9 protein-coding genes are annotated in these 7,395 nt (G+C 63.6%); 3 read left to right on the forward strand and 6 right to left on the reverse strand.

Features of this window, described 5'->3' with window-relative positions; translation table 11 throughout:
• On the reverse strand, positions 1 to 2,537 hold a 2,537-nt coding region (locus tag EN969_RS09625; protein ID WP_245467428.1), incomplete at its 3' end, for an AAA family ATPase.
• A 215-nt stretch (positions 2,538 to 2,752) separates the two neighbouring features.
• Here EN969_RS09625 and EN969_RS09630 point away from each other — a divergent pair.
• The 3 genes from EN969_RS09630 (at position 2,753) to EN969_RS09640 (ending at position 3,854) form a co-directional block, all read left to right on the forward strand.
• Positions 2,753 to 3,025 carry a DUF4242 domain-containing protein gene (locus EN969_RS09630; protein ID WP_063169628.1) on the forward strand — a complete coding sequence of 91 codons (273 nt, stop codon included), beginning with the start codon at positions 2,753 to 2,755 and terminating at the stop codon, positions 3,023 to 3,025.
• A complete protein-coding gene (locus EN969_RS09635; RefSeq protein ID WP_013528686.1) occupies positions 3,003 to 3,290 on the forward strand; it encodes a hypothetical protein in 288 nt (95 codons plus the stop codon). Before EN969_RS09630 ends, EN969_RS09635 begins: the two co-directional genes overlap by 23 nt.
• A 72-nt stretch (positions 3,291 to 3,362) precedes the next feature.
• The gene (locus EN969_RS09640) at positions 3,363 to 3,854 is read left to right on the forward strand and encodes a hypothetical protein (RefSeq protein WP_063169627.1); all 492 of its coding nucleotides are present in this window, start codon (positions 3,363 to 3,365) and stop codon (positions 3,852 to 3,854) included.
• Between the two features lie 62 nt (positions 3,855 to 3,916).
• Here EN969_RS09640 and msrA read toward each other — a convergent pair whose 3' ends face one another.
• The 5 genes from msrA to EN969_RS09665 all read right to left on the reverse strand — a co-directional run.
• Positions 3,917 to 4,654, reverse strand: coding sequence for a peptide-methionine (S)-S-oxide reductase MsrA (gene msrA / locus EN969_RS09645; RefSeq protein WP_063169626.1), 738 nt, complete (start codon positions 4,652 to 4,654; stop codon positions 3,917 to 3,919).
• Between the two features lie 142 nt (positions 4,655 to 4,796).
• Complete coding sequence (locus EN969_RS09650) at positions 4,797 to 5,075, reverse strand: hypothetical protein (RefSeq protein WP_127419091.1); 279 nt, start codon at positions 5,073 to 5,075, stop codon at positions 4,797 to 4,799.
• A 102-nt stretch (positions 5,076 to 5,177) separates the two neighbouring features.
• A complete protein-coding gene (locus tag EN969_RS09655) occupies positions 5,178 to 5,876 on the reverse strand; it encodes a DUF1223 domain-containing protein (RefSeq protein WP_063169625.1) in 699 nt (232 codons plus the stop codon).
• 151 nt (positions 5,877 to 6,027) lie between these two features.
• Positions 6,028 to 6,339 (reverse strand): endonuclease domain-containing protein, encoded by a 312-nt coding sequence (locus tag EN969_RS09660; protein ID WP_244514250.1) that lies wholly within the window; start codon positions 6,337 to 6,339, stop codon positions 6,028 to 6,030.
• A 168-nt stretch (positions 6,340 to 6,507) separates the two neighbouring features.
• Positions 6,508 to 7,395: hypothetical protein (locus tag EN969_RS09665; RefSeq protein WP_206525142.1), on the reverse strand; the 888-nt coding region annotated here is incomplete at its 5' end.

Genomic DNA, 7,395 nt, shown 5'->3' on the forward strand with positions numbered 1-7,395 from the left:
AGCTTACCCAGAACCGCGGAGACATGGTGATCGACGGTTTTTGGTGAAATGGTCAGATGCTCTGCGATCCGCTTGTTGGAGAAGCCGCGCTCGATCAGTTGCAGCACTTCCATCTGGCGTTGGGTCAGGCCGGCGCTGTTGGCGCGCGTGGTCTGGCGCGGCCCCCGGGCGATGCGAATGACGCCGTTGCGCCGCATGATTTCGCGCACATGGCTCGCAACCGGCTTGGCTCCAAGGGTCTCGAATATCTCGAGTGCCGCACGCTGCGCCGGCTCATCGCCCTGGGCGAGCGCGAGCGCACGTTCATAAGGTGCGTTGAGATCCGCCCAGACCGCGGCCGCCCCTTGCCAGTCGCCAGCCAGGAGCATTCGGTACGGCGCGGCCATGCCGGCCGTATCCCCCGCGTCGCTACCGGCGGAGAGGATCTGGCGCCAGCTGGCCAGTTCGGCAAACATAGCCCGCGTCGGCGACAGGGTCTCGGCAAGGTCGATCAGCCGCAGCGCCTCGGCGATTTCCGCCTCGCCGAGCCATGCCTGCTCGGCGACGATGGCGGCGTACGGCAACAGCCGCTGCAATTCGGCTCCCCTTTCCAGGAACCGATTCATTTCCGCCAGCAGTGGCTCGGCCGAAGGATCTCCGCGCCGAAGACGCAGTTTCACCAGGGCCACCAAAGCGGGATAGCGGACCAGCGCCGTCGCCTGGTCATTGCTTATGACATCCAGAGCCTCGGCGGCGGCTTCGTTCCAGTATCCCTGACGCAACAACAACTGTGCCCGAACCCCACGCATATAGTCACGCCAAGTCGCCAGATCGTTCTCGACGCAATAGTCGATGCCGCGATCAAGGAAGGATTGAGCCTGGCTGTAGCCCAATTGGTTGATCTCGCCACAGGCGCAATTGGTGAAGGCACGCGCGGCGTGCTCCTGAAAATTCTGCTCCAGCGCGATTTCAAGGCTGCGGGCGAGATGCAGCCGGCTGCTGGCCAGATCCAGCCACTGCTCGGCGGCGCCGACATTGTTGAGCGCGTGACAAACGACATCCTGCCGGTCCAGCTGCTCGGCAAGCTCGATCGCCCTGCCGCCCAGCGACAGGGTCTCGTCGAGCCTCTCGGCCAGCATCGCCAGCTGCGAAAGGTTCGAATAGGCCATGGCAAGTTCGGCACTGGCGGGAACTGCCTCCAGCAACGCGACCGCCTGGGCGCCGAACAGGTCGGCTGCCGGGCGGTCGCCCAACAGATAGGCGAAGCGCGATAGCCACCTGAGGCTGTCGCCTTCCTTCAGCGTGTTGCCAAGCGCCTTTTGCAACGCGCGGGCTTGTTCCTGCGCCTTGATGGCCTCGTCAATGCGGGCGATCAAGTGACACTCGAAGGCATACTGCTCGTAAAGTCCGGCGCGTTCTTCCACGGGCAAGGTGTCGGCCTGCCGCAAGGCGACCTCATAGTAGCCGGCGGCGTCGCGATGGGCGCCGACACGCGAAGCCTCGCGCGCGGCGATCGGCGCGAATTCGCGCACCGCCTCGAAATTGTGCGCTTCCACGGCGTGATGGACCAGGCGTGCGGTGGCGACGCCGCCGTTTTCAAGCAGCGCCGACAGCGCGCGCTGGTTGAACAGTCTCCTGTAACTTGTCGTCAGCATCATCTCGATGGCGCGGCGTGCGATTTCATGGCGGAAGGCATAGCCATCGCCCAGATCGTCGAGCAGCCCATTCGACACACATTCCGCCAGCTGTCCGGCGCTGGCGACGCCGCACAGGCCCTGCAGAGCCCAAGCATCGGCCCGCCTGGGAAACACCGACACCGCGTCCAGCATCGAGCGGGCACCGGCGGACAGCCGTTCGGCCCGCGCCACAACGGCGTCCCGCACGCTGGCCGGTGGCGTCATCTCATTGTCGGCACACAGGAGCTCGGTGACGAAGAAGGCATTGCCGGCGGTGACCCGGTAGATGGCGTCGCCATCTCGGCCGGCAGCGCTGGCGAGCGACAGGACGGCCGCCTCGCTCAACAGCGGCACGTCGATACGGGCAACGTTGCCCGACGGAATTTCACCCAGCGCCCGGCGCACACGCGCCTGTCCTTCGCTGCGGTCGGTGCGCGCCGTCAACAGGACCAGGATGTGGGTGTTGGCGATGCGCCGGCCAAGAAAGCGGACGAAATCGAGCGTCGCGTCGTCCGCCCAATGCAGATCCTCGATTACCAGAAGCGTCGGCTGGGTCCTTGTCTCGAACACGTCGAGGGCACCGGAGAACAGTGGCAGCCGCTGACCCTGCCTGGCGTCGATCGCCTGCGGCATCGCCCATTGCGCCTCGCGGGCGAGGTCATAGAGCGGTCCGAGCGGATCGGGGATCGACAGGTCCTCGCAGGCGCTGCGCAAGATGCGCGTAGCCTTGGCCGCGCCGGCGACGAAGGCCTCGACCAGTGCGGTCTTGCCGGCGCCGGCCTCGCCCGACAACGCCACCACGCTGCCGCGACCACGCGCGGCTTCGGCGAGAAGTCCGTCCAGCTGCTCCAGCTGTGTCTGCCGTTCCAGAAGCATGATCATCCGCTTTTCGTGATCCGGGTCGCCGCCGCACCCCGCTTTCGTCAGGCAGGATAGCGCGGCCCGGTATCGGCTTTGTGGCTCCAGCAGTGAACGCCGTTAACATGGGGAATCGTCCCACGAAACATAGGGAAAGGTTCCGATGCGCGCCCCTGGCGAGCGTGATCAATGTCCTCCGCGCTCAAAACCGGGCGTGAAACAGTAAAAAGGAACCTGATATGCCTCGCTATGTGGTTGAACGTACATTTCCCAACGGCCTCAGCGTGCCGGTGAACGAGGCCGGCGCCGATGCGCTGGGCGGCGTCATCATGCGCAACGCGGAGAAAGGCGTGACTTGGGTGCAGTCCTTCGTCTCGCCCGACAAGAAGCAGAGCTTCTGCATCTATGACGCGCCTTCGCCGGAAGCGATCCGCAGCACGGCCCAGAAAAACGCGCTGCCTGTCGACAAGATCACGGAGGTGCGGGTTCTTGACCCTTACTTTTACCGTTGACCCGATCGATGAGTATCAAACTGCCCTTCGCGGCGACGGCAGCGTGCCTGACGAATCGTTCAGCGGGCCGTCGGCGGCGTCGAGACCCGTCGGACGAGACCCGTTACCGGGCCGGGCTTTCTGGCGGCTGGCCTCGCTGCTGTTCGCGCCATTGCGCAAGAGTCGGCGTCGATTGCCTCCGCAGGACGATTATCTGAGACGCGACATCGGCCTGCCGGAGCTCGAGGGTCTGCCGCACTACTGGGACTTCACCCGGTACCAATGATGCGTGCAGCCGAGATCCGACGTCGCAGCGGGAGCGGCGGCTCCCGCGCGCCATCAACAAGGAGGAGAGAACATGAACATCCATCTGTGGACCAAACACCTCATCAACCTGTCGATCGCGGCCACGGCGGCCAATGCTCACAACGCTGGCGCGCTGGACGAGAAGGTGCGGGCAGCCAACAGCCGCTTCGAGAACGTGGCGATGGCGACGGCCGAGGGCTATGCGCCGATCCCTTGCGCCAGCGGCATCACCGGCGGCGCCATGGGCATCCACTATGTCAATGCCGGTTATCTGAAGGACGATGCGGTCGAACTCGCCAAGCCCGAGGCGGTGATGTACGAGCCGATGGCAAACGGCAAGCTGAGGCTGGTGGCCGTCGAGTACATCACCTCGAAAGGTCCGGCTTCGCTGGAAGGGCAGCTGTTCAATTTCGACAGCGCGCCCAACCGCTACGGTCTAGGCCCGTTCTATGAACTGCATGTCTGGGCCTGGAAGAAGAACCCGGCCGGCACCTTCGCCGACATGAACCCGACTGTGTCGTGTGACGCGATGAAGGCCATGTAGCCGGCAGGGGCGGGGCGGCTGAGTGCGCAAATCTCCCCCCGCGAGGGGGAGATTGGGCATTCTTAGTTGCTCGCCGACAGCACCAGCACCGGCTTCTCGCTATAGAGCGCCGGGAACAGGGCCTTCAGGTTCGCCACCTTGGGCAGGTCGTTGTAGACGATGTAGGGATAGGTCGGGTTCAGCGTCAGGAAGTCCTGATGATAATTCTCGGCCGGATAGAAGGTCTTGCCGGTTTCCAGCGTGGTGACGATCGGCTCCGGGAACACCTTGGCCTGGTCGAGCTGGGCGATGTAGCTTTGCGCGATCTTCTTTTGGGCATCGTTTTCGGCGAAGATCGTCGAGCGGTACTGCGTGCCGGAGTCCGGACCCTGGAAATTCAGCTGGGTCGGGTTGTGGGCGACCGAGAAATAGACCTGCAGCAGCTGGCCGTAGGTCACCTTCGACGGATCGTAGGTGATCTCGACGGATTCGGCATGCCCGGTGCGGCCTGAGCCGACCGTCTCGTAGACGGCGGTGTCCTTGTCGCCGCCGGTGTAGCCGGAGACGGCCTTGGTGACGCCCTTGACGTGCTGGAACACGCCCTGCACGCCCCAGAAACAACCGCCGGCGAAGACTGCCTTTTCAGTGCCGGTGGCCGCCTTCTCGTCGAGCGCCGGCGGCGGGATCTTCACCGCGTCCTCGGCCGAAACCGCCGGCGTCAGCCAGAAGGCGGCGCCCGCGGCGGCCAGCGCAAGAGCGGCGAGCGCGCTGCGGAAGACGTTCGACGATTGTCTGATGACTGGTTTTTGAATGTCGGTCATGGCTTGAGCTCCTGTGACGTCCATCATGTGGAGTCTATTGGATAAGATACGATCATGCGACGGGCGAGTTGCGGCCGAAGCCTCACTTTCACGTGCATCCGGCTTCGGACCCGCGGGACCGAAGCCGGAAACAGCACCGCCTTTACTTGGCCGGAGCCATCGCATCCGTTGCCGGCTTCATGGCGTCAGCCGCCGGCTTCATGGAATTGGTGGCCATCGGGTCGGCAGGCTTCATCGCATCCGTTGCAGGTTTCATGGCGTCTGCGGCCGGCTTCATCGCATCCGCGGCCGGTTTCATGGCATTTGCAGCCGGCTTCATCGCATTGGTCGCGTCGTCGGCACGGGCGATGCCGCCGGCAAACAGCGGCGTCGAGCACAGAGCGAGAGCGAGCGCCGGCAGCGTCAGGCGGGAAGTGGTCATGATGATCTCCTTGGGGTTGGCGTTGAAGGCGCGCCCTCTTGGCGGCCGTGCTATGCGGCGCCGCTCCATGCGGCGTTGCGCAATTTCTTGTCGAAGCGCGATCTAGTCGGTCGCGGCAGCCAGGATCGGTCCGCCACCGGGCGACTGCACGAGCACGGCGGTGCTCAGGCCGCCGGACGCGGCGGGCAGAGGATATGTCGCGGCCGCGCCGGTCCAGCTGCCGAGTTTTTCGAGCGCATGCACGACATTGGCGTGCGGCAAGGTGCGGCCGGTGTTTTCGCCGCGCGAAACCGGCACCTCGACCACGCCCTTGGCATAGCGCACCAGCCAGACATCGGCGTGGCCGCCAGGTGCGGCGCCGGCGCCGATGCTGATCCTGCCGCCATCGAGTGACAATGCCGGGCCGCTTGTCCGGCCGCTCGCCGCAATCAGCTTTTCGATTTCGCCGGGTGCGGCACCGACGACATCGGCATGGCCGTTGACCACCACTTGCGGCGTGAACGGCCCGTCATGACCGAGCGCCGGCTCATAACTGACCTGGCGCCGGGTGAATTCCTGTTTTCCGAAGATATCCTTCCAGCCGAGATAGTCCCAGTAGGTGACGTTGAACGACAGCGCCAGCACGCCGGGCTGGTCCTTGACCTTGATCAGATTGGCATTGGCCGGCGGGCAGGACGAGCAGCCCTGGCTGGTGAACAGCTCGACCACGCTGAGCGGCTGGGCCGCCGCCGCACCGAGCGACGCTGCCAGCGCAATCGCCGAGAGGCTGGACACTTTGATGAACGTACAGGATCGCGACATCGGCTTGCTCCGTGGGCGGCGGCGCCTGGAAGCACCGCAGATATCCCCACTTCGCCGCTGTCGGCGCCTTCGTTACAGCGCTCACCGGTTTGTGATCGGGCCGCAGGCGTTCTTCCCTTCTCCCCCTGTGGGAGAAGGGAAGAACGCGCCCCTACCGCCAAGGCTGTAGGCTGGTATCCCGTACATAGGCGATGATGGTATCGCTAACGGCGTTCATGTCTTTCAGAACGTCATCGTTCCAAAAGCGCAGAATGCGAAAGCCTTTCTCTTCCAGGTGAGTTTTGCGGACGCTGTCAGACTCCAACTCCGCATGCTGGCTGCCATCGATCTCGACGACCAAGCGTGCTTCGAAGCAGACGAAATCGGCAATGTACTTTCCAATGGGAACCTGGCGCCGAAATTTTATCCGGTCGAGCCTGCGGTCGCGCAGTTCATGCCACAGCCGGTCTTCCGCTTCCGTCATTACACGCCGGAGCGAACGGGCGAAGCTTCGTTTGGCTGGCGGGACAGGTTGATGCGGCATGGCTTAGATTAGCCAGCTATTGCGCTCCGTCCAGCACCCCTCATCCGTCTCGGCGCTACGCGCCGATCCACCTTCTCCCGCAAGGGGAGAAGGCAAGAGGAGCAGCATCTACTGCGTCAGCAGTGTGTCGGACGGTCGCTTGTTGAAGTCGCACTTGCCCATCACGCTGTAGAAGAAGTCGGCGTTCGTAACGTCTGGCAGTGGAGGATTGTTGCCGCCGTCTTCCCATGCCTGATCGCTGGTCTCGCTGCAGGGCACCACGGCGAAGATGTCGACGACCGTGTTGCTGGCAACCTCGACGGGGAGGTATTTGGAAGGGTTCAGGGCCTTTTGTGCCGCGGTGCTGTACCCGGCGCCGAGGTAGAGCCGGTTCGACGTGTCTGTATTGTTCGACCTGAGCGGGTTGACCGGCCCGGACGGCACATCCATCTGCAGATAGAGCTTGTCCATCGTGCTCACGTTGATTGTTGCGCCACTGCTGTTTCCGGCGGAATTCGTGGTCGCGCACGTCGTCTTGAAATAGACGGTGGAGCCGTTCGTTTTTCCGCTTTTTGCCACCGCGGTGCTTTTGTAAACTCCCGCAGTGGCCGTGAAATCGGTTGTTGATCCTACTGTCGTGCACAGTTGGGTCTGAACCAGCGTATCGGTTGGTCCCGTGGTAATAGTTGTCGTCCCGTAACCTTTCGGCTCGGCAGCGGTATAGGTCTTACCACCGCTCGTATAGGAATAACTATACGCTTTGTAGTTGTAGTTGGCCTTCATCATGGCCGTCGGCGTGGTCGTGGAGGTCCAACCGTAGGGAAGGCCGTACAGAGTCATGGTCTTGTTCCAGTAGCCCGAAACGTGATCGACATTGAACGTAGCTTCGACCAGCGCCGGCGTCTTGCTCACCGCCACCGCGCAGGCCTCGGCAAGTTTCGCCATGCCGACCGTGTTCATGCAGATCGCCAGGATTCCCACGGTAACGGTCGGCGTCGCGTCGGCGGTGAGCAAGAC

Source organism: Mesorhizobium sp. M7A.F.Ca.CA.003.01.2.1 (genome assembly GCF_003998945.1).
In the GTDB taxonomy this organism is placed as follows: domain Bacteria; phylum Pseudomonadota; class Alphaproteobacteria; order Rhizobiales; family Rhizobiaceae; genus Mesorhizobium; species Mesorhizobium ciceri.